Origin of the sequence: Cupriavidus pampae (genome assembly GCF_914271485.1) — a bacterium.
GTDB classification, from domain to species: Bacteria; Pseudomonadota; Gammaproteobacteria; order Burkholderiales; family Burkholderiaceae; genus Cupriavidus; species Cupriavidus pampae.
Genome location: NZ_CAJZAG010000007.1, coordinates 22005 through 46711 on the forward strand (window position 1 = coordinate 22005; position 24707 = coordinate 46711).

General features: G+C 64.5%; 20 protein-coding genes and 1 riboswitch. Of the genes, 6 read left to right on the top strand and 14 right to left on the bottom strand.

The window, feature by feature from the left end:
* Positions 1 to 29 precede the first annotated feature (29 nt).
* Positions 30 to 479 (top strand): TRAP transporter small permease, encoded by a 450-nt coding sequence (locus tag LDO41_RS17725; RefSeq protein ID WP_223991385.1) that lies wholly within the window; start codon positions 30 to 32, stop codon positions 477 to 479.
* On the top strand, positions 470 to 1753 hold the full coding sequence (locus tag LDO41_RS17730; RefSeq protein WP_223990562.1) for a TRAP transporter large permease: 1284 nt from the start codon (positions 470 to 472) through the stop codon (positions 1751 to 1753). The genes LDO41_RS17725 and LDO41_RS17730 overlap by 10 nt, the downstream gene beginning before the upstream one ends.
* A 69-nt stretch (positions 1754 to 1822) precedes the next feature.
* Here the strand turns inward: LDO41_RS17730 and LDO41_RS17735 are convergent, their stop codons facing one another.
* Positions 1823 to 2839: a class 1 fructose-bisphosphatase gene (locus LDO41_RS17735; RefSeq protein ID WP_223990564.1), complete on the bottom strand. Its 1017-nt coding sequence runs from the start codon at positions 2837 to 2839 to the stop codon at positions 1823 to 1825.
* Positions 2840 to 2916: 77 nt separating this feature from the next.
* Positions 2917 to 5625 carry an aminopeptidase N gene (gene pepN, locus LDO41_RS17740; protein ID WP_223990566.1) on the bottom strand — a complete coding sequence of 903 codons (2709 nt, stop codon included), beginning with the start codon at positions 5623 to 5625 and terminating at the stop codon, positions 2917 to 2919.
* 184 nt (positions 5626 to 5809) lie between these two features.
* On the opposite strand from pepN, the gene LDO41_RS17745 reads away from it, so the two are divergent.
* Complete coding sequence (locus LDO41_RS17745) at positions 5810 to 6499, top strand: DUF4136 domain-containing protein (protein WP_223990568.1); 690 nt, start codon at positions 5810 to 5812, stop codon at positions 6497 to 6499.
* Between the two features lie 163 nt (positions 6500 to 6662).
* A complete protein-coding gene (locus LDO41_RS17750) occupies positions 6663 to 9002 on the top strand; it encodes an NADP-dependent malic enzyme (protein ID WP_223990570.1) in 2340 nt (779 codons plus the stop codon).
* Between the two features lie 89 nt (positions 9003 to 9091).
* Here the strand turns inward: LDO41_RS17750 and LDO41_RS17755 are convergent, their stop codons facing one another.
* The 6 genes from LDO41_RS17755 to LDO41_RS17780 form a co-directional block, all read right to left on the bottom strand.
* Positions 9092 to 9337: a hypothetical protein gene (locus tag LDO41_RS17755; RefSeq protein WP_223990571.1), complete on the bottom strand. Its 246-nt coding sequence runs from the start codon at positions 9335 to 9337 to the stop codon at positions 9092 to 9094.
* Between the two features lie 195 nt (positions 9338 to 9532).
* The gene (locus LDO41_RS17760; RefSeq protein ID WP_223990573.1) at positions 9533 to 10621 is read right to left on the bottom strand and encodes a porin; all 1089 of its coding nucleotides are present in this window, start codon (positions 10619 to 10621) and stop codon (positions 9533 to 9535) included.
* Positions 10622 to 10796: 175 nt separating this feature from the next.
* Positions 10797 to 11324: a 2-oxo-4-hydroxy-4-carboxy-5-ureidoimidazoline decarboxylase gene (gene uraD / locus LDO41_RS17765; protein ID WP_223990576.1), complete on the bottom strand. Its 528-nt coding sequence runs from the start codon at positions 11322 to 11324 to the stop codon at positions 10797 to 10799.
* Entirely contained in the window at positions 11321 to 12277 is a 957-nt protein-coding gene (gene puuE / locus LDO41_RS17770) for an allantoinase PuuE (protein WP_223990577.1), read from the bottom strand. Before puuE ends, uraD begins: the two co-directional genes overlap by 4 nt.
* 29 nt (positions 12278 to 12306) lie before the next feature.
* Positions 12307 to 13722, bottom strand: coding sequence for a nucleobase:cation symporter-2 family protein (locus LDO41_RS17775; protein ID WP_223990579.1), 1416 nt, complete (start codon positions 13720 to 13722; stop codon positions 12307 to 12309).
* 144 nt (positions 13723 to 13866) lie between these two features.
* Positions 13867 to 14670: a GntR family transcriptional regulator gene (locus LDO41_RS17780; protein WP_223990581.1), complete on the bottom strand. Its 804-nt coding sequence runs from the start codon at positions 14668 to 14670 to the stop codon at positions 13867 to 13869.
* A gap of 361 nt (positions 14671 to 15031) precedes the next feature.
* Between LDO41_RS17780 and uraH the strand changes: the two genes are divergently transcribed.
* Positions 15032 to 15385 (top strand): hydroxyisourate hydrolase, encoded by a 354-nt coding sequence (gene uraH / locus LDO41_RS17785; protein ID WP_223990583.1) that lies wholly within the window; start codon positions 15032 to 15034, stop codon positions 15383 to 15385.
* Between the two features lie 26 nt (positions 15386 to 15411).
* Positions 15412 to 16620: a urate hydroxylase PuuD gene (locus LDO41_RS17790; protein WP_223990585.1), complete on the top strand. Its 1209-nt coding sequence runs from the start codon at positions 15412 to 15414 to the stop codon at positions 16618 to 16620.
* A gap of 117 nt (positions 16621 to 16737) precedes the next feature.
* Here the strand turns inward: LDO41_RS17790 and LDO41_RS17795 are convergent, their stop codons facing one another.
* The 6 genes from LDO41_RS17795 to xdhB all read right to left on the bottom strand — a co-directional run bounded on the left by LDO41_RS17795 (position 16738) and on the right by xdhB (position 24707).
* The gene (locus tag LDO41_RS17795) at positions 16738 to 17313 is read right to left on the bottom strand and encodes a TMEM165/GDT1 family protein (protein WP_223990586.1); all 576 of its coding nucleotides are present in this window, start codon (positions 17311 to 17313) and stop codon (positions 16738 to 16740) included.
* A gap of 15 nt (positions 17314 to 17328) precedes the next feature.
* Positions 17329 to 17515, bottom strand: a riboswitch (yybP-ykoY riboswitch).
* Positions 17516 to 17548: 33 nt separating this feature from the next.
* Positions 17549 to 18706, bottom strand: coding sequence for a fatty acid desaturase (locus LDO41_RS17800; RefSeq protein ID WP_223990589.1), 1158 nt, complete (start codon positions 18704 to 18706; stop codon positions 17549 to 17551).
* Between the two features lie 141 nt (positions 18707 to 18847).
* A complete protein-coding gene (gene guaD, locus LDO41_RS17805; protein WP_223990590.1) occupies positions 18848 to 20200 on the bottom strand; it encodes a guanine deaminase in 1353 nt (450 codons plus the stop codon).
* A 13-nt stretch (positions 20201 to 20213) separates the two neighbouring features.
* Positions 20214 to 21239 (bottom strand): adenosine deaminase, encoded by a 1026-nt coding sequence (locus LDO41_RS17810; protein ID WP_223990592.1) that lies wholly within the window; start codon positions 21237 to 21239, stop codon positions 20214 to 20216.
* Between the two features lie 65 nt (positions 21240 to 21304).
* Positions 21305 to 22330, bottom strand: a complete 1026-nt coding sequence (gene xdhC / locus LDO41_RS17815; protein ID WP_223990594.1) for a xanthine dehydrogenase accessory protein XdhC — start codon at positions 22328 to 22330, stop codon at positions 21305 to 21307.
* A 7-nt stretch (positions 22331 to 22337) separates the two neighbouring features.
* Positions 22338 to 24707, bottom strand: coding sequence for a xanthine dehydrogenase molybdopterin binding subunit (gene xdhB, locus LDO41_RS17820; protein ID WP_223990596.1), 2370 nt, complete (start codon positions 24705 to 24707; stop codon positions 22338 to 22340).

Consider the following 24707-nt stretch of genomic DNA (forward strand, 5'->3'; position numbering starts at 1 on the left):
GCTTCTGCGCCACGCTCGCGCGTGCCTGCATGGCGCTTGGCATCACCGGCCTCGTGCTACTGGTCATCGCGGTGCTGGTGCAGGTGTTCGGCCGCTACGTGCTCAACGACACGCCCACGTGGGCGGAAACCATCGCGATGCTGCTCGTGCTGTACGTGACGATGCTCGGCACCGCGGTGGGCGTGCGCGACGCGGGCCATATCGGGCTCGAATCGCTGCTGGTGCTTGCGCCCGAGCGCATCCGCATCAAGATCGAGCTGCTGATTCACGTGCTGGTCGGCACCTTCGGCGCGGTGATGGCGTGGAACTGCGCGCTGCTGGCGCTTTCCGTCGCTGACTACAAGCTGCCGACGCTCGGTATCTCGGAGGGTTGGCGCTATCTGCCGCCCGTGATCGCGGGCACGCTGATCGTGCTGTTTTCGATCGAACACCTCATCGCGGTGGTCAAGGGGACCGAAGTGGAGCCCGCATGGCACTGATCATTCTTTCCGTCTGCTTCTTCGGGCTGCTGATTCTCGGCGTGCCGGTGGCGTTTGCGATCGGACTCTCAGCAGTGGCGACGATCCTCTACGAGGGGCTGCCACTCGCGGTGGTGTTTCAGCAGATGACGTCGGGCATGAACGCGTTCTCGTTCCTGGCGATTCCGTTCTTTATCTTCGCGGGTGAGTTGATGCTGTACGGCGGTATCGCCGATCGCATCGTCGGCTTTGCCAAATCGCTGGCCGGCCATGTGCGCGGTGGGCTAGGCATGTCGAACGTGGTCGCGTGCACGCTGTTCGGCGGCGTCAGCGGCTCGCCCGTGGCCGACGTATCGGCGATGGGCGCGGTGATGATCCCGATGATGAAGCGCGAGGGCTATCACGCGGACTACGCGGTCAACGTGACCACGCACGCGGCGCTCGTGGGCGCGCTGATGCCGACCAGCCACAACATGATCATCTACACGCTGGCTGCGGGCGGCAAGGTGTCGATTGCCGCGCTGATTCTGGCGGGCGTGGTACCGGCGCTGATCCTGACGCTGTGCAACCTCGCGGCCGCGTACTTCGTGGCGCGTAGCCGTGGCTATCCGGCCGGCACGTTCCCGGGCTGGAAGATGGTCGGCCACTCGCTCGCGGCCGCGCTGCCGGGCCTGTTCGTGGTGGTGCTGATTCTGGTGGGTATTCTGTCGGGCGTGTTCACGGCGACCGAGTCCGCCGCAGTGGCGGTGCTCTACGCGCTGACGCTGACGGTGGTGGTGTATCGCTCGCTGACCAGGGAGCAGTTTATTCGCGCGGCGGCCAAGGCGGTGAAGACGACGGGTGTGGTGCTGCTGCTGATCGGCATCTCGGGCACGTTCGGCTATCTGATCAGCCTGTATGGCGTGGCCGAACTCACAGGCCAGTTCCTCAGTTCGCTGTCGACCAGCCCGTGGATGATCTTCCTGATGGTCAACGTGCTGCTGTTCGTGCTCGGCACATTCCTCGACATGGCCGCGACGATCCTGATCTGCACGCCGATCTTCCTGCCGATCTGCCAGCACTACGGCATGGGACCGGTGCAGTTCGGCATGTTGATGCTGATCAATTGCGCGCTGGGGTTGAATACGCCACCGGTGGGGACCACGCAGTTTGTGGGATGCGCGATCGGGGGCGTGTCGGTAGGGCAGGTCATGAAGACCATCTGGCCGTTCTACGGCGCCTTGCTGGCCGCGTTGCTGATGGTGACCTACGTGCCGGCGTTTTCGATGTGGCTGCCGGATCTGCTGCTCAAATAACGCTGGGCGGAAAGACAACGCCCCGCTTCGCGCTGCCGCGAGCGGGGCGTTTGTTATGGCGCCAACCGGTCAGGCCTTGCCCTCGGCTTCCCTGTGGTAACGCGTCACGAGCTCGACTTCATTCTTCGACCCTAGGATCACCGACACGCGCTGGTGCAGCTTGGTCGGTTCCACATCGAGAATGCGATCATGCCCATTGGTGGCCGCGCCGCCGGCCTGCTCGACCAGCATCGCCATCGGGTTGGCCTCATACATCAGGCGCAGCTTGCCCGGCTTGTCCGGATCGCGCTTGTCCCACGGATACAGGAAGATGCCGCCGCGCGTGAGAATGCGGTGCACGTCCGCGACCATCGAAGCAATCCAGCGCATGTTGAAGTTCTTGCCGCGCGGACCATCCTCGCCAGCCAGGCATTCGTCGATGTACTGGCGCACGGGCGGGGCCCAGTGGCGCATGTTGGACATGTTGATCGCGAATTCCTTGGTGTCCTCCGGAATCTGCACGTCCTGCTGCGTCAGCACGAAGCTGCCGGCTTCCCGATCGAGCGTGAACATGTGCACGCCGTTGCCGACCGTCAGCACCAGCGTGGTCTGCGGGCCGTACACCGCGTAACCGGCCGCCACCTGTTGCGTGCCCGGCTGCATAAAGTCCGCCTCGGTCACTGTCTGGCCCGGCTTGGGCATATGCAGCACCGAGAAGATCGTGCCGATCGACACGTTCACGTCGATGTTCGACGAGCCGTCGAGCGGATCGAACAGCAGCAGGTATTCGCCCTTGGGATAGCGGTTCGGGATCTCGTAGAACGAGTCCATTTCCTCGGACGCCATGGCGGCCAGATGGCCACCCCATTCGTTGGCGTCGAGCAGCACCTCGTTGGCGATCACGTCGAGCTTCTGCTGCGTTTCGCCCTGCACGTTGCCGGTGCCGGCCGAGCCGAGGATGCCCGCGAGCGCGCCCTTGCTGACGTTGTTCGAGATGGCCTTGCAGGCGCGCGCGACCACTTCGATCAGCAGCCGCAGCTCGGGCTGGATCGTGTTGTGCTTGCGCTGCTCCTCGACCAGATATCGGGTGAGACTGATGCGTGTCATGGTGGGGTTCTCCTTGGATCGGCGCCATTCTACCGTGGCGCCGCTTCCGGCTAGGCTAAGTTCGATCGAGGGCGGCCTCAGGCCGACAGCGATTTACCCACGATTTCGCGCACATCGCGCGACAGCGTCGAGGATGCCGCCACGCGTTCCAGCGCCGCGCGCATGCGGTCGCGCAGCGGCAGCGCGTACTTCTGCCAGCGGTCCATCACACGCGCCAGCCGCGCTGCCACCTGCGGATTGATCGCATCGAGCGCCAGCACCTGGTCGGCCCAGAATTCGTAGCCGGAACCGTCCTCGGCGTGGAATTGCGCGGGGTTGCCCGAGCAGAAGCTGAAGATCAGCGAACGCGCGCGGTTCGGGTTGCGCAGCGTGAACGCGGGATGGTCCATCAGATGGCGCACCACCTCGATCGTGCGCTTGCCCGCGCGCGGGCCCACCTCGCCGCGTTGCATGCCCTGCAGCGAGAACCACTTGTCGATGACGAGCGGATCGTTCTCGAAACGCTGGTAGAAGTCGGTCAGCGCATGTTCACGCCCCGGCGCGAAGCTATTGACCAGTGCCGCCAGCGCGGCATAGCGGTCGGTCATATTGTCGGCCTGCTGGTAGTGGCGATCCGCCAGTGCCTGCATGTCGGCTTCGCCGGTGTCGGCCAGATAAGCGAGTGCGAGGTTACGCAATGCGCGGCGGGCCGCGGCCTCCGCGTCGGGCGAGTACGGGCCCGGCGTCGCGTTGGACTCGTACGCGGCCAGCCACTCGGCCTTGAGCGCGCGGGCCAGGCCTTCGCGCAGGAACAGCCGTGCGCGATGGATCGCGGCCGGGTCGGCCACGCCCATGCGTTCGGCCAGATAGCCCTCGGCCGGCAGCATCAGTGCCTGCTCGCGGAAGGCGGGGTTCAGCGTGCTGTCGGTCAGTACCACGCGGAATGCGTCGACGAGCGCCTTGCTGAGTTTCAGTTCGCGGCCGGCCTGGGCTTCGCCCACGAGTTCCAGCAGCACGCGCGTGGCCAGACGCTGGCCCGCTTCCCAGCGGTTGAACGGGTCGCTGTCGTGTTCGAGCAGGAACGTCAGTTCGGCGTCGGCGTATTCATAGTCAACGATCACCGGGGCCGAGAAATTGCGCAGCAGCGACGGCGTTGGAGCATCACCGGGGTGCAGTCCAACCGGTAGCCCAACAAAGCGGAAGGTCTGCTCGGCCTGCGTGAAGTCGAGCACGCGCGTGGTATCGCCAGCGGCCGCTTCGCTTTCGAGTTGCAGCGGCAGGTCTTCGCCGTCCTTGCCGATCAGGCCGATGGCGAACGGGATATGGAACGGTTGTTTGGCGGGCGTGCCGTCGCGGGTCTCGATGCCCACCTTCGGGCAACGCTGCGCGAGCGTGACATCGAGCGTACCGGCGGCGGCGTTCCACGCGGTGCGCACGGTGACCACCGGCGTGCCGGCCTGGCTGTACCATAGGCCGAACTGCGTAAGGTCGCGGCCGTTGGCCTCGGCCATCGCGCGGCGGAAGTCGTCGCAGGTCACGGCCTGGCCGTCATGGCGCTGGAAATACAGGTCCATGCCCTTGCGGAAGCCATCGCGGCCGAGCAGCGTCTGATACATGCGCACGACCTCGGCGCCTTTCTCGTAGACCGTGACCGTGTAGAAGTTGTTGATCTCCTCGTAGCTGTCCGGGCGCACCGGATGCGCCATCGGACCCGCGTCCTCGGGGAACTGCACCTGACGCAGCACGCGCACGTCCTCGATGCGCTTGACCGCGCGGCCGGACTCGGAGCCCATCATGTCGGCCGAGAATTCCTGATCGCGGAACACGGTCAGGCCTTCCTTCAGCGACAGCTGAAACCAGTCGCGGCATGTGACGCGGTTGCCGGTCCAGTTGTGGAAGTACTCGTGGCCGACCACCGACTCGATGTTGGCGAAGTCGACGTCGGTCGCGGTCTGCGCGTTGGCCAGCACGTACTTGGTGTTGAAGATGTTCAGGCCCTTGTTCTCCATCGCGCCCATGTTGAAGTCGCCCACGGCGACGATCATGAAGCGGTCGAGGTCGAGTTCCAGCCCGAAGCGGCGCTCATCCCAATGGATCGAGTTGATCAGCGAGTCCATCGCATGGCGTGTCTTGCCGATGTCCTGCGCTTCCACCCACACCTGCAGCAGCTTCTCCTTGCCGGAGGCGGACTGGATGCGTTCCTCGATGCATTCGAGTTTGCCGGCCACGAGTGCGAAGAGATAAGACGGCTTGCGGAACGGATCTTCCCAGACCGCCTCGTGGCGGCCATCGGGCAAGCCGCGCTCGCTCAGCAGGTTGCCGTTGGAGAGCAGGACCGGATACGCGGTGCGGTCCGCGCGCAGCGTGACGCGGTAGGTCGTCATCACGTCGGGGCGGTCGAGGAAGTACGTAATGCGGCGGAAGCCTTCGGCCTCGCACTGCGTGAAGAAATTGCCGTTGGACACGTACAGGCCGGACAGCGTGGTGTTGGCGGCCGGGTTGCAGGCGGTGGTGATCTCGAGCGTGCCTTGCGCGGGCAGGCCGGTCAGCGTCAGCGTGCCGGTGGCGGTGCTCACGCCGGCAAACGGCTGGCCATCGAGGCGCACGCCGATCAGTTCGAGTTCCTCGCCGACCATCACCAGCGCGGCATCGGCGGCGGCGCCAGGTGCGCGCTGGAAGCCCAGCGTGCTCGTGACGACCGTGCGCTGCGGGTCGAGTTCGAGCACCAGATCGACATGATCGATCACGAACGCGGGCGGAGTATAGTCCTTGCGATAGACGGTAACGGGCGTATCGGTGCGGAGCATGGGGAAATCCTGTGTTCGGGAAATCGTTGGGGTGTACCGAGTGGGGCGACGGCGGGCATGGTGCAGCGCCGAAGCCCTCATTGTAGCCAACGGGGTGGAACGAGGTCGGCCAGGGAACGCGGCATCACGCGACGGGTCTCACTGGCGTGGCGGGATACTAAAAAGAAGGCGGGAAGGATCGAACATGCGGCAAGACATTTCCAATCGGCAGGCGGGACGAACGCGCTGGACCCTCGCGCTCGCGCTTTTGGCGGCGCTATGGCTCTCGGGCTGCGCCAGCACGATCACCACCGAGGTCACGGCGTTCCGCCAGCCCGAATGGCAGAACGACGCGCCGCGCACCTACGCGTTCGAACACACGCCGCAGCAGGACGCGCAGCTCGAGCGTGCCACGTACGAGCAATGGCTCGCGGCCGCGCTCGGCGGCGTGGGATTCGAACAATCCCCGGCGGCTCAGGCAAGGTATCTGGTTACCATGGACTATGACGCGGTGCCGGGCATGGTGCGCGTGGCGGAAACCGTCTATCCCGACCCGTGGTACGGCCCATGGGGACCGTACTGGGGACCTTATGGCGGTTATGGCTACGGCGGCTGGTATCGACCCTACGGCCCGTGGGGTTGGGGCGGCCCGGGCTACTGGCCGCCGCAGACGATCGTGCGCGATGTACCGGTGACCTTCGCGAGCCTGCGCGTGTTCTTCAAGGATGCGAAGTCGGGCAAGCGCGTCTATCAGGTGACCGCGCGCAATACCACCGAGGGTGGCAGCCTCGCGGGCGTGATGCCGTACATGATCCGTAGCGCGTTCGCCGATTTCCCAGCCGAGAGTGGCCGGCCGCGTCGCGTGACCTTAGAGGTGGAAAAGGCCAAACCGTAAGGCAGGTAGTACCGAAACTGAAGAGAAAGTTGGTACACCGCGCATGCGCGCTGGGCTAGAATGGCTGCTCGAATTTTCCGGCCAATGCCGCCGGAGCCTGTCACGCATCCGCGGGCGCGGACCGGACGGACCCCGGGGCATGGCCTCTTCCCGGACGAGCAGAATGACTAGCAAGACTACCGGCGCGGATGCTGCGTCGCAACAAGCCCCCCAGCAAGCCCCCAACAGTCCCGAGGCGCAATTGCGCCTCGCCGCGCTCGAGTATCACCGCAGTCCCACCAAAGGCAAGATCCAGGTCACCGCTACCAAGGCCCTGTCGAACCAGCGCGACCTCTCGCTCGCGTACTCGCCGGGCGTAGCGTATGCCTGCGAGGAGATCGCCAAGGACCCGTCGATGGCCGCCGAGTACACCTCGCGCGCGAACCTCGTGGCGGTGGTGACCAACGGTACCGCAGTGCTGGGTCTGGGCGATATCGGCCCGCTGGCCGGCAAGCCCGTGATGGAAGGCAAGGGCTGCCTGTTCAAGAAATTCGCCGGCATCGACGTGTTCGACATCGAACTCGATGCGCGCGATCCGGACAAGATCGTCGAGATCGTGGCCGCGCTGGAGCCGACGCTCGGCGGCGTGAACCTCGAGGACATCAAGGCGCCCGAATGCTTCTACATCGAGAAGAAGCTGCGCGAGCGCATGAACATTCCCGTCTTCCATGACGATCAGCACGGTACCGCGATCATCTCGGCCGCCGCACTGCTGAACGGCCTGAAGGTCGTGGGCAAGGAAATCGGCAAGGTCAAGCTGGCCGTGTCGGGTGCCGGCGCAGCCGCCATCGCTTGCCTGGACACCATGGTGAGCCTCGGCGTGAAGCGCGAGAACGTCTACGTGGTGGACTCGAAGGGCGTGATCCATGTGGGCCGCGACGCCAACATGGAAGCCAACAAGGCTCGCTACGCGCAGGACACCTCGGCCCGTACGCTGGCCGATATCGTCAAGGACGCCGACGTGTTCCTGGGCTGCTCGACCGCGGGCGTGCTGACGGGCGACATGGTCAAGACGATGGCCGACAAGCCCATCATCCTGGCGCTGGCCAATCCGGAACCGGAAATCCGCCCGGAAGTCGCCAAGGCCGCGCGCCCGGACTGCATCATCGCCACCGGCCGTTCGGACTATCCGAACCAGGTCAACAACGTGCTGTGCTTCCCGTACATCTTCCGTGGCGCGCTCGACTGCGGCGCGACCAAGATCACGGAAGAGATGAAGCTTGCATGCGTGAAGGCGATCGCCGAGCTGGCCGAGGCCGAGCTCAATGACGCCGTGGCCGCTGCCTACGGTGGTGCCGAGCTCAAGTTCGGCCCCGACTACATCATCCCGACGCCGTTCGACCAGCGCCTGATCGAGAAGATCGCGCCGGCCGTAGCCAAGGCCGCGGAGGAATCGGGCGTGGCAACGCGTCCGATCAAGGACTACGAAGCCTATCGCCAGCAACTGACGCACTACGTCTATCACACCGGCCTGATGATGAAGCCGGTGTTCACGGCTGCCAAGGCCGCGCCGAAGCGCGTGGTCTACGCCGAGGGCGAGGAAGAGCGCGTGCTGCGCGCGGTGCAGAGCGTGGTCGATGAAGGCCTCGCGCGTCCGATCCTGATCGGCCGCCCGAACGTGATCCAGATGCGTATCGACAAGGCCGGCCTGCGCCTGCGCGCGGGTGTGGACTTCGAACTCGTGAATCCCGACGACGATCCGCGCTACCGCGCCTACCACGAGGCCTACCACGCGCTGCGTGGCCGCGACGGCGTAACGCCGGACATGGCCAAGGTGGCGCTGCGTCGTTCGAACACGCTGATCGGCACCATGCTGATGCATATGGGCGATGCCGACGCGCTGCTGTGCGGCACGGTGGGTCGCTTCGAGGGTCACCTCGAACACGTGCGCGACGTCATCGGCATGAAGCCCGAGGCCAAGGTGTTCGCGGCCATGAACGCGCTGATGCTCGAGAAGTACACGCTGTTTATCACCGACACGTTCGTCAACGACGATCCGACCGCCGATGAACTCGCGTGCATCACGCAACTGGCTGCCGAGGAGATCGCGCGCTTCGGCCTGCATCCGAAGGTCGCGCTGACGTCGCACTCGATGTTCGGCTCGTCGGAGCGTCCGTCCGCGCGCAAGATGCGTGAGGCGGCCGAGATCCTGGCGAAGGTGGCACCGCAGCTCGAGGTGGAAGGCGAGATGCAGGGCGACGCGGCGCTGGTCGAGGACGTGCGTCGTCACTTCCTGCCGACCACCAAGCTCGCCGGCAGCGCCAACCTGCTGGTCATGCCGACGCTGGACGCGGCCAACATCGCGTTCAACCTGCTCAAGATCACGGGCGGCCAGGGCGTGACGGTGGGTCCGATCCTGCTGGGCGCCGCCAAGCCGGTGCACATCCTGACCCCGCAGGCCACCACGCGCCGTATCGTCAATATGACGGCCGTGGCAGTGGCGGAAGCCGGCGCACTGCGTTAAAGCAATGGCAGCTCTCACGCAGTGAGGGTGCAGCAAAAAGAAAAGCCGGGTCGCAAGACCCGGCTTTTTTCCATTCCCTGTGTGCGCAGCTATTGCAACACGTTGTACTGCTCGCGCATGACCACGATGATCGAACGCGCTGCTGCGAGTTGCTGCGTTACGTCATCGAAGCGGTCCTCACGGAAGTCCACTTCCGCACTCCAGTTGCAACCGGTGTGATCAGGTCGATGCACGCGCATGGCGTGCAACTCCAACTCACCGCACTCTGGATTGCTATCCAGGCACTGGCTCAGGATCGCCATCAATTCCGAACGGGTCTTCGCATAACGCCTCATGAGTCACCTCACTCGTTCCTGTCTCGTGATTCCGGCACAGAGTCCGGAACCCCATTTAAGGACTGCGAGGAGACTGCCGCCAATTGAATCCGCCTATGAAGTCCCTGCTTTCGATCTTGCGCGATTGCTGCGGCGCGGCATCTTAAAATCGTGCAACACGCTCTCTTCTCCCAAAAGAGAAGAGAGCGTCGCGCGTCAGAACTTGTGGCGGATGCCTACGCCAAAACTGTCGCCGTGTTCGACGCCGACAATCTTGTCGTAGAAGTAGGCCGCGTACACATCCGTGCGCTTGGACAGGTTGTAGTCGTACGCCAGCGCGAAGGTATTGCGCTTGAAGTCCGAGATCGCGTTGTCGGTCTTGCCGTAGGCGTACGTGGCCAGCACCGCGCCGGCGCCCACCGGCACCGAGGCGCCGACCTGACCGGTGGTCTTCTTGATATCGCCGCTCGGCACCGCGCCACTGACGCTGGTCTTGATGTACTGGCCCTGCGCGAACAGCTTGACGATCTTGAAGTCGTACGAGAGGCCAGCCTGTACCGCGCTCTGCTTGCTGACGCCGGTCAGCAGCGAGTTGTTACCGGTGGCGATATCGAACGGCGTGTTGTCGAACTTGACCTGCTGGAACGCCAGCGTCGCGGCAAAGTCGCCGCTGAAGTAGGTCACGTTGCCGCCCCACTTGTTCTGGCTGTAATTGCCGGCGTTCTCGCCGAGGCCATAGATGAAGTTGGCGGTCAGGCCACCCCAGGTCGGCGTGGAGTACAGCACCGAATTGTTCCAGCCCGAGTCGCCGATGATGCCCGGATCGTAGACGCCCGGCGCGGACGCCGTGAAGTAGGTGTGGAACACCATCGGCGAGAACACGTACGAGTCGATCAGCGGATTGAACAGAATCGTCGATACGAAATACGGCGTGGTGTTGCGGCCGAGCTTCAGCGTACCGTACGTGTTGTTCTCGAGGCCGACGAACGCGTTACGGCTGAACATCGAGTCACCGTCGAAGCGGCCGACGCGGCCGTTATCGGTCCGGTAGAACGCGTTGAGGTCGAAAATCGCGCGCGTGCCCGCGCCCAGGTCTTCCGAGCCTTTGATGCCCCAGTAGGACGTTTGCATGCCGCCCGAGTTCGCGACGAACGCGCGTTCGCCGGTGCCCGGACTCTTGATGCCGCCGATAAACATATCGGCCTGACCATAAAGCGTGACGCCCGATTGCGCCAGGGTGGCGCCCGAATACAGGACAGCCGCGATCGCCGCCAGCTTGAAAGCCGGCTTGTAATGCTTCGACATGGGTAAAGACCTCCGTGGTTTGATACCGTTCAGAACGTGTTGTGCTGGGTTCGCTGTGGCTGGCCGGCGCGGCGCGCCTCTGATGGGTGCTACCGTCTTTTATCGAATCTCCGGTATGGCGAACGACGTCCTGCTCTCTTCTGATTTCTCTCTTCTTTATCCGCCCGTTTTTTGCTCAGCCGGATACTAAGTCGTCGAGTCGAAACTGCGCAATGCGATGAATCTGATTGATGCAGGTTTGCAACTCGACGTCGGGCGCGTTATCGATGCGCCTTGCAAATTCCGCGATGATGCCGTGGCGATCGTAGCCACGCACCGCGAGGATGAAGGGGAAGCCAAACTTGCGGTTGTAGTCCGCATTGAGCTGTTGCAGCTGCTCGAACTCCGCGGGCGTGCACAGGTGCAGCCCGGCGCCGCTCTGCTCGCGGGTGGACTCGTCGGTCAGCTCGCCGCGCACCGCGGCCTTGCCCGCCAGTTCCGGGTGGGCGCGCACCAGCGTGAGCTGAGCCTCGCGTCCGGCTTGATCGACGGCCTCGCGCAACGCCGCGGCCAGCGCGGCGAGGTTGGCAAACGGCCGTTTGCGCGCGGCGCTCTCCGCGAACCACGGCGAATGCTCGTAGATGCCGCCGAGCACCTCGACAAAGCCGGCCTCCGGCATCGCATTGAGTTGCGCGATCGTGTAGGGGGTACCCGGCGCCGTCATGCCTGGCCTCCGAACGGGTGCGTCTCTACCCAGTGACGCGCGATATCGACGCGGCGGCAGATCCAGACCTTGTCGTGCTCCTGCACGTAATCCAGAAAACGTTGCAGCGCGCGGAAGCGACCCGGCCGGCCGAGCAGGCGGCAGTGCATGCCGACCGACAGCATCTTGGGCCGATCGAGTCCACGCGGATCGCCTTCGGCGTACAGCACGTCGAACGCATCCTTGAGGTACTGGAAGAACTGCTCGCCCGTGTTGAAGCCCTGCGGCGAGGCAAAGCGCATGTCATTGGAGTCGAGCGTGTAGGGCACCACGAGGTGCGGCTTCTTCTCGCCGCCGGTGACTTCCACTTCGGTCCAGAACGGCAGGTCGTCGCCGTAGTAATCGGCGTCGTACAACAGGCCACCGTGCTCGACCACCAGCCGGCGCGTGTTGGGACTGTCGCGGCCCGTGTACCAGCCCAGCGGCATCGATCCGGTCATCTCGCGGATGATCTCCATGCCGATGCGCATATGTTCGCGCTCGGTGGCTTCGTCGATGTTCTGGTAGTGGATCCAGCGCCAGCCGTGGCAGGCAATCTCGTGACCGAGTTCGACGAACGCGCGCGTGACATCGGGATGCCGCTGCAGCGCCATCGACACGCCGAAGATTGTCAGCGGCAGGCCACGGCGCTCGAACTCGCGCAGGATGCGCCAGACCCCCGCGCGCGAGCCATATTCGTAGATGCCCTCCATGCTCAGGTGTCGCGCGGGATAGGCGGCCGCGCCGATGATCTCCGACAGGAATTGCTCGGAGCCGGCATCGCCGTGCAGCACGTTGTTCTCGCCGCCTTCTTCGTAATTGAGCACGAACTGCAGCGCAACGCGTGCGCCGCCGGGCCATCGCGCATGCGGCGGCTCGGCGCCGTAACCGATCAGGTCGCGTGGGTAGTGTTGGGAATCTTGAGGTTGAGTCATGGCTGCTGCGGTGGAGTTGTTCGGTGCCGTTACTCGGTGCCGTGTGAATTGGCGGCGGCGTTGCGCAGCGCTTCTTCCGCGGACTGCACGCCGTTGTAGAACAGGTTCAGCGCCACCGCGACGATCGTGCCGAGCACGATGCCGCTATGCGTGAACGGGTCGGTCCACTTCGGCAGGTACTGGAACAGCGTGGGGGAGAGCGTCGGGATCATGCCGAAGCCGATCGCGATGGCGACGATAAACAGGTTGTGGCGATTGCGGTTGAAGTCGCACGAGCCGAGGATGCGAATGCCGGTTGCCGCGACCATGCCGAACATCACGATGCCGGCGCCACCGAGCACGAACTGCGGCACCGAGGCCACCACGTGCGCCATCTTCGGAAACAGTCCGAACGCGATCAGGATCAGCCCGCCGGCCACGGCCACATAGCGTGAGCGCACACCGGTCACCGTGACCAGCCCCACGTTCTGCGAGAACGACGTGTACGGGAACGTGTTGAACAGACCGCCGACGATGGTGCCGAGGCCGTCGGCGCGCAGACCGTTGGTCAGCTCGCGATTGGTCAGCCGCTTGCCGGTGATATCGGCCAGCGCCAGGAACATGCCGGTGGACTCTACCAACGTGATCAGCATGACGATGCACATCGACAGCACCGCGGTGAGCTGGAACGTCGGCATGCCGAAGTGCAGTGGCGTGATGACCGCTACGTAGCTCGCCTCATGCAGGCCCTCGAACGAGACCTTGCCAAAGGCCATCGCCACCAGCGTGCCGATGATGATGCCGAGCAGCACCGCGCAGTTGGCCACGAGGCCGCGGCCGAATTTGGTCAGCACAAGGATGACCACCAGCACCAGGCCCGCGATGGCCAGACTGCCGAGGTCGCCATAGGCGAGGTTGGGCACATCCTTGACCACGCCGTCGATGACGGCGCGCACCGTAGGCTGTCCGCCACCGGCCCAGTTGATGCCGACGCGCATCAGCGAGATGCCGATCAGCGTGATCACGGTGCCGGTGACTACCGGTGGGAAGAGTCCCAGCATGCGGCCCATCACCGGGGCGATCAGGATACCGAAGATGCCGGACGCGATGACCGCGCCATAGATGCCGAGCAGACCGATCTCGGGGTCGCCGCCGATGGCGATCATCGGTGCCACCGCCGCGAACGTGACGCCCATCATCACTGGCATGCGAATGCCGAAGCGCCAGAAGCCGAGCGCCTGGATCAGCGTGGCGATGCCGGCCGCGAACAGATCGGCGTTGATCAGAAAGGCCAACTGGTCCTTGGGTAGCTTGAGCGCGCCGCCCACGATCAGCGGTACCGCTACGGTCCCGGCATACATCACCAGCACGTGCTGGAGGCCCAGGGCCAGCAGCCGGCCCGATGGCAGGCGTTCGTTGATGCGATCGGCCGGGGCCGAGTCTGTTGCGGATGTCGCGGACGTCATGGGTGTCTCCTTCTCCAATCGTGGGGAATCCGTGCCTCCACGCCCGGGCATCGGCCTTGTGCACGCGCGGCAGCTCTATGGCGCCTGAAGATGCGTGCGGGTTCCGGGTCGTCAAAGAGGCGCGGAGCAAGCCGCGCGCCAGCATCAGTGGGTGTGGCCCCCACCTTGTACGCTGCCCGGTGTGCTGCCCGGGTTGTTGCCTTGTCCAAGCACACTGCGCAAGTCGAAATTGCCGGGTTCATCGGGTTGCACGCGGTCGGCACAGGCGCCAAGGTGGTGCGCCATGCGCGTCTTGGCCAGTGCGGCGTCGCCCGCTTCGAGTGCATCGAGGATGTCGTCGTGTTCGTCGAACGAGCACGCGTTGTGGCCCGGCGCTTCCACGCTGGCGATCATCAGCGTCGTACGCGAGACCAGCCGGCGCATCATCGTCACCAGCAACGCATTGCCGGAAAGCTCGGCCAGCGCGGTATGGAATTCCGCCGACAGGCGGATCCAGCGCGGCCGTTCGTGCGAAAGAAACGCCTGCCGTTCTGTTGCTACCATCCTGCGCAGCGGCGCGATGGTAGCTTTGACGTCGGCGCGGGCCGCCAGCTTGTCGAGCACGGCGCGCTCCAGCATTTGCCGCAGCTCGAACATATCGTGCGCCTCGTCGGTGGACGGGCTCGCAATAAACGCGCCGCGGTTGGGCTCGAGGTCCACCATGCCGTCCGCCGCCAGCCGCGACAGCACCTTGCGCACGGTATGCCGCGCGGTGGCATAGATCTCGCACAGCGAGTGCTCGGTCAGCTTGGTGCGCGGCGGCAACCGGTGTTCCATGATCGCGTCGTAGATCTCGTGGTACATGCGCTCTTCCACCGAGCCCTTGCGGGCGGGTTTGCTGTCGGCGACCGGCAACGGTTCCGTATCGCTGTCGATGGCGGGGGCAATGAGCTTGAGATTCTTGGACATGTCTGCACCCGAGAGAGGAGGTGGGGCGATCGTAGCGAGCGTGTTGCCGGGTCGGACATCGGCGCGCGTGATGATCGGTATTCAGGGTTGATGAGCTAAAAATTGTTGACAATTATTTGGATAGGGACGCACCATTGTCAACAAAACCACCCAAGGTTTTCGACAAATCCGGGTAAGTACGGAGTTGTCATAAGGATGAGCGGGGCGCATCGTCGCCTCGCAACATTCGGTTTGAACTCGTTTTGAAGATTCAGTTTGCGCCGGGATGCGTGACCACACGTACCGAGCGGGCACCCTTCCCACAAGGGGTGCTAGTGAAGGCAGCGGCGCCTATCACAACCCAAACGTCAAGGATGACAAGATGGGACGCCTCACTACGCATGTACTGGACACGGCCGCCGGCATTCCCGGTCACGGCATGTCGATCGCGCTGCATAAAATTGTCAACAATCAGCGCGAGACACTCAAGCGCCTCGTGACCAATCACGATGGTCGCGCCGACGCGCCGCTGCTCGAAGGCGACGCGCTGGTCCCCGGCGTCTACGAACTCGAGTTCGGCGCCGGCGACTACTTTCGCGCTCAGGGCGTCAAGTTGCCCGAGCCCGCCTTTCTCGACGTGGTGACGCTGCGCTTCGGCATTGCCGACGCTGGCGCGCACTACCACGTGCCGTTGCTCGTATCGCCGTGGTCGTACTCGACCTATCGCGGCAGCTGACGCGACCCGCGGGAAGGAGACACATCATGGAAGGCTACATTCTCGACTGGTTCAACATGCTGCTGCGGTGGGCGCACGTGATTACCGCAATCGCGTGGATCGGCTCATCGTTCTATTTCGTCTGGCTCGATAACAGCCTGACCAAGCCGGAGGACCCCGAGCTCAAGCGTCGTGGCGTCGATGGCGAGCTGTGGGCCGTGCACGGCGGCGGCTTCTACAACCCGCAGAAGTACCTCACCGCGCCTAAGCAGTTGCCGGAGAACCTGCACTGGTTCTACTGGGAGTCCTATTCGACGTGGATGACCGGCTTCGCGCTGCTGGTGGTGCTGTACCTGTTCAACGCGAGCACGTTTCTGATCGACAAGAACGTGCTCGACATGTCGCCGGGCGCGGCGGTCGGCTTTGCGGTGTCGTATCTGCTGATCGGCTGGGTGGTGTACGACTGCATCTGCCGTGTGTTCGTCAAGAACGATCGCATGGTCGGCATCATGGTCGCGCTCTACGTCGTGCTGGCCGCGTATGCCGCATGCCATGTGTTCTCGGGTCGCGCGGCATTCTTGCTGACCGGCGCGATGATCGCGACGATCATGAGCGCGAACGTGCTGGTGTGGATCATTCCGGGGCAGCGCAAGGTCGTGGCCGCGCTGCAGGCGGGCCAGCCCGTCGATCCGATCCATGGCAAGCGCGCGAAGCAGCGCAGTGTGCATAACACCTACTTCACGCTGCCGGTGCTGTTCGCGATGCTGTCGAACCACCACAGCATGACGTACACCCACAAGTACAACTGGCTGGTGCTGATTCTCATCATGCTGGCCGGCGTGATGGTGCGGCAGTTCTTTATCCTCAAGCACAAGGGCCGCATCAATATCGCGTGGCCCGCGGCGGGGGTGGCACTGCTGGGTGTGGTGGCGGTGATGATCGCGCCGCAGCCACGTGCAGTGGTGGCGAGCGCGGGCGGTGAAGCCGCCGCCAATGCCGTGAGCTTTCACAAGGTGCAGGAGATCATCAACGCGCGTTGCGTGCAGTGCCACGCGGAGCAGCCGAAGATGATGCCGACTGCCGCGAAGGGCATCAAGCTCGATACGGTCGATGAGATCAAGGGGCACGCGCAACTGATCTACCAGCAGGCGGTGCAGCAGAAGGCCATGCCGCTCGGCAACGTCACGCAGATTACGGACGACGAGCGCGCATTGCTGGGGCAATGGTTCGAGGGTGGCGCCAGAACAACCAACTGAACGTTGGTAGGTCTGGCGTTTGATACGGGCATCGGTGATCGACGGCCCTGGCACACTTGGCCGTCGAGGGTTTGAACGGGGCGTTATGCCCCGTTTTTTTATGGCTGTCTTACGGTATCAGCGGCCGACGTTGAACAGCGCCAGCAGACCAAGCACGAGGAAGATCGCGGCCGCGATCTTGTGCACCAGCGCGATTGGCATCTTGTTGGCGAACTTGTCGCCGAGCAGTACCGCGGGGGCGTTGGCGAGCATCATGCCGAACGTGGTGCCGGCCACCACAGCGATGACTTCCGTGGGGAAGCGCGCGGCCAGCGCAACCGTGGCGATCTGCGTCTTGTCGCCCATTTCCGCAAAGAAGAACGCCACGATGGTGGTGCCGAGAATACCGAGCGCGCCCTTGACCGGCCGCGCTTGCTCGGCGTCATCGAGCTTGTCGGGGATTAGCATCCATGCGGCCATGGCGATAAAGCCGAGGCCGAGGATCCAGCGCAGCAGGTTGGCCCCGAGCACATGCGTGATCCAGCCGCCCAATGCACCGGCAAAGCCGTGATTGACGAGCGTGGCGATGAGGATACCGAGGATGATCGGAACTGGCTTGCGATAGCGTGCGGCCAGAACGAGGGACAGCAATTGAGTCTTGTCGCCCATTTCGGCGAGCGCCACGATGCCCGTGGAGACGAGGAATGATTCCATCTTTTATGTGGGAACAACCCGGGCCGCAATGCATCGCGAGATGCCAATGACACTCGCCTTTCCCGGCCCGGCCAGAAAGGTGAGGTCATCGGTCTCGCCAGGCCCTTCCAGGCTGCGTACGCCATAACTGGAAACCCAGTCAAGTCTGTTGACGTACGCCCTCGTTCATGGAACGAGGCGGCTACTCCCCAATGGAAGCCCGCATTATAACGGTGCACACATGCGCCGTCTACTTTCAGGTCGGAACGGGTGCGTTCTCGCTGGTCTGGCGGCCGCGGAAGTCGGTCCAGCACAGCGCCTTGAAGTCATACAGCTTGCAGCGACGCGCGGTCTTGAAGTACCAGCGCCACGAGAAATTCTCGACGATGATGCGGCCCGGCAGCGCATGCTCGAGCAGCGCCTGGGCGCGCTTGAGCCGATATAGCGGCACGCTCATGTCCACGTGATGCGCCGTGTGCTCCATGATGTGATGGAGCGCAGCGCCAATGCCGTGGCGGAAGCGCAGATGCACGGTGGTCGAGACGAACGGCTGCGCCTTGGCCCACATGGCCTTGGTGTCGTACCAGGCCACACTGGTGTGCGTGTGGTGGACGTAGAGCACGAAGCCGACCGTGAGGTTCCAGACGAGGAACGGCAGCACGAAGCCGGTGGCGATCAGCAGTGTCACGGATTGATCGGTGACCAGTGCCAGTGCTGCGAGCGCGCCGATCCACAGGGCGCCGAACGTGGCCACCAGCACGCAGTCCCACGTGAAGATCGCGCGGCGCGTGGCCATCTGACGCTTGCTCGGGAAGAACATCTTGATCCACCAGATCTCCACAAGGTAGTAGAGGCCGGCACCGAAGCCGTTGCGATAGATGCGTTCCAGCATGCGGCGCCAGCGCGGCAGCGCGCGGAACTCTTCGAGCGAGTAGGGCGCCCACACGAAATCGAAGCCTTTGAGGTTGGTATAGCCGTGGTGCACCACGTTGTGGCCGACTTCCCACAGGCTGTAGGGCGTCAGCGACGGCAGGAAGGTCAGCCGGCCGATCCACTTGTTGAGGCCGCGGCGCGCGGTCAGGCTCTGGTGGCAGGCGTCATGGCCGATGATGAACAGTCGCGCGATCACGAGGCCGGCCAGCACGCCGATGCCCAGCTTGGCCCACCACGGGCTGACCAGCACGAGGGCAGCCATCACGGCGGCGAAGAGCAGGTAGTCGAACGCGAACAGGAACAGCGCGCGCGGCGTGCTGCGTGTGCCGAGCGGAATCAGCCAGCCACGAATGACCTTGCGGCCCGGTAGCGGCGCCTCGGCTGCGATGGGCTCGGGCAGGTCATTCTGCGTCGATGCCTTGCGGGCAGGGGTGGCAAACGCACCGGCGTCAGCCAATGCGTTATCGGAGTGAGCAGTCATGCGGATCTTCCGGTATCAGTCGTAAATGCGCCAGTTGCATGGCGCTTGATTGCCGGAAGAGGCTAACGAGCTTTGGTGACAGTTGTGTTGATGTTCGTCAACACATAGCAGATAAGCGACTTTTTGGTGGTTATGCGGTCGTTATGCGGCGGCCGCCAGGACCGTGCGCTCCCCCACCGCTTGCCCCATCACGTACACGTCCTCGATGACCCGATCGTCGCCGAGCATCGCAAACGCAAACAACTGCTCCTCGAGCGTCTCCGAGCGGCTGCTGCGGCGAGAGATCAGCGGCGTGGCATCGGGGTCCAGCACCACGAAGTCCGCCTCGCAGCCCGCCTCGAAGCTGCCGATCCGGTCCGCCCAACCCAGCGCGTCGGCCGCGGCGCGCGTCGCCAGGTAGAACATGCGCAACGCGGTCAGGTGATAACCACCCATGCGCGCCACCTTGTGCGCGGCGTTCATGGTGCGGAACATCGAGAACGAGGTGCCTCCGCCCACGTCGGTGGCCAGCGTCACGTTGAGCCGGTGCGCATCGGACTGGTGGAAGTCATAGAAGCCACTACCCAGGAACAGGTTCGAGGTCGGGCAGTGCGCCACCGCCGCGCCGCTGTCGGCCAGACGTCGACGATCGTCCGGGTCGAGGTAGATCGCATGGCCATAGAACGCGCCCGGCCGCAGCAGGCCGTAGCGATCGTAGACATCGAGGTAGCTGCGCGCATCGGGAAACAGCTCGGCGACCCATTTCACCTCATCGCGGTTCTCGGCCACATGGGTCTGGATAAACGCGTCGGGGTAGGCGCGCGCCAGTTCGCCGCACGCGGCCAGTTGCGCCTCGGTCGAGGTCGGGGCGAAGCGCGGTGTGATCGCATACGCCAGCCGGCCCTTGTTGTGCCACTTCGACATCAGGTCGGCCGAATCGCGCGCGCCGGTCTCGGCGGTGTCGCGCAGGAACTCCGGGCAGTTGCGGTCCATCATCACCTTGCCGGTGATCATGCGCAGGTTGCGCGCCTCGCTCGCCGCGAACAATGCATCGGCGGAGGTCGCGTGCACGGTGCTCCAGACCAATGCGCTGGTGGTGCCATTGCGCAGCAGCTCGTCGGTGAAGAACTCCGCCACCGCGCGCGCATAGGCGGGCTCGGCAAAGCGGCGCTCTTCGGGAAACGTGTAGGTGTCGAGCCAGTGCAGCAGGCCCGGCGACGGTGACGCGATGATATCGGTCTGCGGATAGTGGATATGCGTGTCGATAAAGCCCGGCACGATCAGCTTGCCGCGATAGTCGATCAGCTCGGCATCGGCCGGAATGCGCGACGACAGATCGTCGTAGGCACCAGCCGCAACGATGCGCCCGCCGCGCACGAGCAACGCCCCGTCCTCCCAATACTCGTAGCCATCGTCATGAAACTGCGGATCGCGCAGGAAATGCAGGATGCGGCCGCGGATGACTCGAGTGGTACCGGCAGGCAATGCGCCCGGGAAGGAGGGGGTTGTCGTCATGATGGAGATCTCGTTACTGCCGGGCCGCCCAGAAGTGGTCGACTTCGGCAAGGTACTCGGCCTTCAGCGCGGGAGGCAGAAAGGCCGCTTCAAAAGAGTTGCGCGCGAGCTTGTGCGCATCGGTGGCGTCAAGCGGCAGCGCGTCGAACGTGGCTTCCCAGTTGGCGTTCATATAGCCGCCGAAGTAGGCCGGATCGTCCGAATGCAGCGTCACGACGACGCCGGCGTCGAGCATGCGCTTGGCCGGATGGTCGCGCAGGTCCGGATAGACCTTGAGCTTGACGTTGGACAGCGGGCACACGGTCAGCGCGATGCGTTCGCGCGCCAGCCGCGCAATCAACGCATCATCGTCGATCGCGCGCACGCCGTGATCGATCCGTTCAGCGTGCAGGATATCGAGCGCGTCCGTTACGTACTGTGCCGGACCTTCCTCGCCCGCATGCGCCACCAGTCGCAGGCCGAGCTCGCGCGCCCGTGCGAACACACGCGCGAACTTCTCGGGCGGGTGTCCCAGCTCGGAGGAGTCGAGGCCCACGCCGACAAAGCGGTCGCGATAGGGCAGTGCCGCCTCGAGCGTGGCAAACGCGTCTTCCTCGGACAGATGGCGCAGGAAGCAGAGGATCATCTTGCTCGAGAAATCGTACTCGGTGCGCGCCTGCGCGAGTGCATCGGCAATGCCGTCGATCACGGTGCCCATGGGCACGCCGCGCGCGGTGTGGGTCTGCGGATCGAAGAAGATCTCGGCGTGGCGCACGTTGTCGGCCACGGCACGCTGGACATAGTCCATCGTCATATCGAAGAAATCTTCCTCGGTCAGCAGCACGCTGGCGCCGGCGTAGTAGATGTCGAGGAACGACTGCAGATCGCTGAACGCGTACGCCTCGCGTAGCGCCTCGACGCTGGGGTAGGGCAGCGTGACCTGGTTGCGCTGGGCCAGCCGGAAGATACGCTCGGGTTCGAGCGTGCCTTCGATATGCACATGCAATTCGGCCTTCGGGGTACGGCGGATCATGTCCGCGAGCGCGGTATCGATGGTCATGGGGGGCCCTCTTCTATGTCTGGTCGGTGTCTGCGCGTCAGGCTTCGTGGGCCAGACGCGCCGGATTACGGCACCACCGCCTCCATGCGGCTGGCGGCCAGCGCGGCCATGCGCTGATCGCGCACTTGCAGCAGCTGGGCGACGATGGCTACCGCAATCATAGCCGGAGCCTTGTCTGTAATGCCGGTGACACCAATCGGACACGTCATTTCGGCAAAGCGCGCGGGGTCCACGCCGTGATCCACAAGCCGATGCTCGAAGCGCGCGCGCTTGGTCTGCGAGCCGATCAATCCGAAGTAGGCAAAGTCCGTTCGCCGCAGGATGCGCTCGCACAATGCGAGGTCGAGCGCATGACTGTGGGTCATGACGAGGAAATAGCTGCCGGCCGGCGCCTGATCGACCACCGCCTCGGGCGTATCACTGGCTTCGGCTTCGACGTTGTCGGGCAGATCGCCCGGAAACAGCGTGTCGCGCTCGTCGACCCAGTGCACGCGGCATGGCAGGTTGGCCAGCGTCTTGATCAGCGCATGGCCGACGTGGCCGGCGCCGAACAGCACGACGTGCAGCGGCTCGGGCACCAGCGTGTCGATCCAGCCCTCGTCGTCGCGTTCCACCATAGGCAGGAGCGCGCGGGTCTCGGCAATGGTGACGGGGCGCGTGGCATCGCGCAGCGACACCTTGCGCGCGAGCGCGCGGCCCGCGGCGAAGGCCTCTTCGACGGCATCGAGCCAGCGCAGGTCGTCGGCGCGCAGCACCTCGAAGGCCAGCCACACCACGCCGCCACAACATTGGCCGAGGGCCGGGCCGAGCGGAATGCGCTCTACTCGACGGGCGGGACGGGCCGGACGGGCCGGGCGGGTCGTGTGGAACGTTGCCAGCATCTCGCGCGCAATGTCCATGCCGCGCCATTCGAGATGCCCGCCACCGATGGTGCCCACCAGATCGTTGGCCGTGACCAGCATACGGACACCGGCCTCGCGCGGCGCGGAGCCGCGCACCTCGGCAATGGTGACCATGACCACGGGCACGCCGGCGCGGATCCAGCGCGCGGCATCGGTAAAGCGGAAGGGCTTGAGCGGAGCGTCCTGCATGGCTGGCTCAGACGGCTTGCGCCGCTGCCTCCGACGTCTGCATCGCCTGTACCGCTTCGACGGCGTCGAGAATTGCCTCGCTGGTGGCGGGCGCGCGCAGCGGCGGATTCACGCGATAGTCGCCCACCGCGGCAATCGCATCGCGAATCGCGAAGAACACCGAGAACGGCAGCAGCAGCGGCGGTTCGCCGACGGCCTTCGAGCGATGAATGCTGTCCTCGACATTGCGGTTCTGGAACAGCCGCACGCGAAAGTCTTCCGGGCAATCGTTGACGGTCGGAATCTTGTACGTGGACGGTGCATGCGTCATGAGCTTGCCGTCCTTGTTCCACCACAGTTCCTCGGTGGTGAGCCAGCCCATGCCTTGAATAAACGCGCCTTCCACCTGACCGATATCGATGGCCGGGTTCAGGGACTTGCCGGCATCGTGCAGCGCATCGGCGCGTAACAGCTTCCATTCGCCGGTGAGCGTATCCACGATGACTTCCGAACAGGCGGCGCCGTACGCGAAGTAGTAGAACGGACGGCCCTGCAGTTTCGACTGGTCCCAGTACAGCTTGGGTGTCGTATAGAACCCATCCGACCACAGTTGCACGCGCGCCACGTAGGCCTCGCGCGCCAGATCGCCAAAGTCCATCCGCAACTCGCCAGCCACCACGAGGTCGTCGCCAAAGCGCACCGTGTCCGGGGCCACGCCTGCCTTGCGCGCGGCAAACGCGGTCAGGCGCTCGCGAATCTGGCGCGCGGCGTCCTGCGCGGCCTTGCCGTTGAGGTCGGCACCGGTGGAGGCCGCAGTGGCGGAGGTGTTGGCCACCTTGCTGGTATCGGTGGCCGTTACGCGCACGCGCTCCATGCGGATGCCGAGTTCGTGCGCGACCACCATCGCGACCTTGGTGTTGAGCCCCTGGCCCATCTCCGTGCCGCCGTGGTTCACAAGCACCGAGCCGTCGTTATAGACGTGCACGAGCGCGCCTGCCTGGTTGAAGTGCGCGACGTTGAACGAGATGCCGAACTTCACCGGCGTGATCGCGATGCCTTTCTTGAGGATCGGGCTGGTCGCATTGAACGCGCGCGTGGCGTCGCGGCGTGCCTGATATTCGCTCGATGCCACGAGCTCGTCGATGAGTTCGTGGATCACGTTGTCTTCAACGGTCTGGCCATACGGCGTGACGTTGCGCTCGGTCTTGCCGTAGAAGTTGGTGCGACGCACGGCCAGCGCGTCCTTGCCGACATTGCGGGCCACGTTGTCGAGGATGTACTCCATCGCGAACGCGCCCTGTGGGCCGCCAAAGCCGCGGAACGCGGTATTGCTCTGCGTGTTGGTGCGGCCGCAGTAACCGTCGATCTGCACGTTCGGCAGCCAGTAGGTGTTGTCGAAATGGCAGATCGCACGCGTCATTACCGGACCCGACAGATCGGCCGAGAAGCCTGCACGCGAGACCATCTCTACCCGCACGCCGTCGAGACGACCTTCGTCGTCATGGCCGACCTCGAAGTCGAACGCAAAGTCATGACGCTTGCCGGTGATCATCATGTCGTCGTCGCGATCGGGGCGCAGCTTGACCGGGCACAACAACTTCCATGCTGCCAGCGCGGCGCAGCACGCGAACATCGCCGATTGCGATTCCTTGCCGCCGAAGCCGCCGCCCATGCGCCGGCATTCCACCACCACCTGATGCGCATGCCAGCCGAGCATATGGGCCACTGCGTGCTGCATCTCGGTCGGATGCTGCGTGGAGCACCATACGTGCATGCCATCGTTTTCGCGTGGCGCCGCGTAGGCGATCTGGCCTTCGAGGTAGAACTGCTCCTGACCGCCGAGGTGGATCTTGCCGGCGTCGCGATGCGTGGCGGCGTCGATCTGCGCGCGCGGCTCGCCGCGCGTGAGGTGCATCGGCGGCAGCACGTAGCTGCCCGCCGCGTGCGCGGCCTCGGGCGACAGGATCGGCGGCAGGTCTTCGTATTCGATTTCGGCGCGGCGCGCGGCACGGCGCGCATCGTCGTGCGAGGCTGCCACCACCACAAAGATCGGCTGGCCGATAAAGTGCACCACATCCTTGGCGAGGATCGGATCGTCGTGAATGATCGGGCCGCAGTCGTTGACGGCGGGAATATCCGCGGCGGTCAGCACGTCCACCACGCCGGGCGCGGCGCGCACCTTGTCCAGCGAGATCGAGCGAATGCGCGCGTGAGCGCGCGTGCTCATGCCGAGCGCGGCGTGCAGCGTGCCGGCCAGTACGGGAATATCGTCGGTGTAGGTGGCGGTGCCCGCCACGTGCAGGTGGGCCGACTCGTGCGGACGGGAGATGCCGACCTGCGGGGAGGACTCCGCGGCCACGCTGGCATCGAGCAGGAAGGGTTCGGTCTGCTTGTTCAT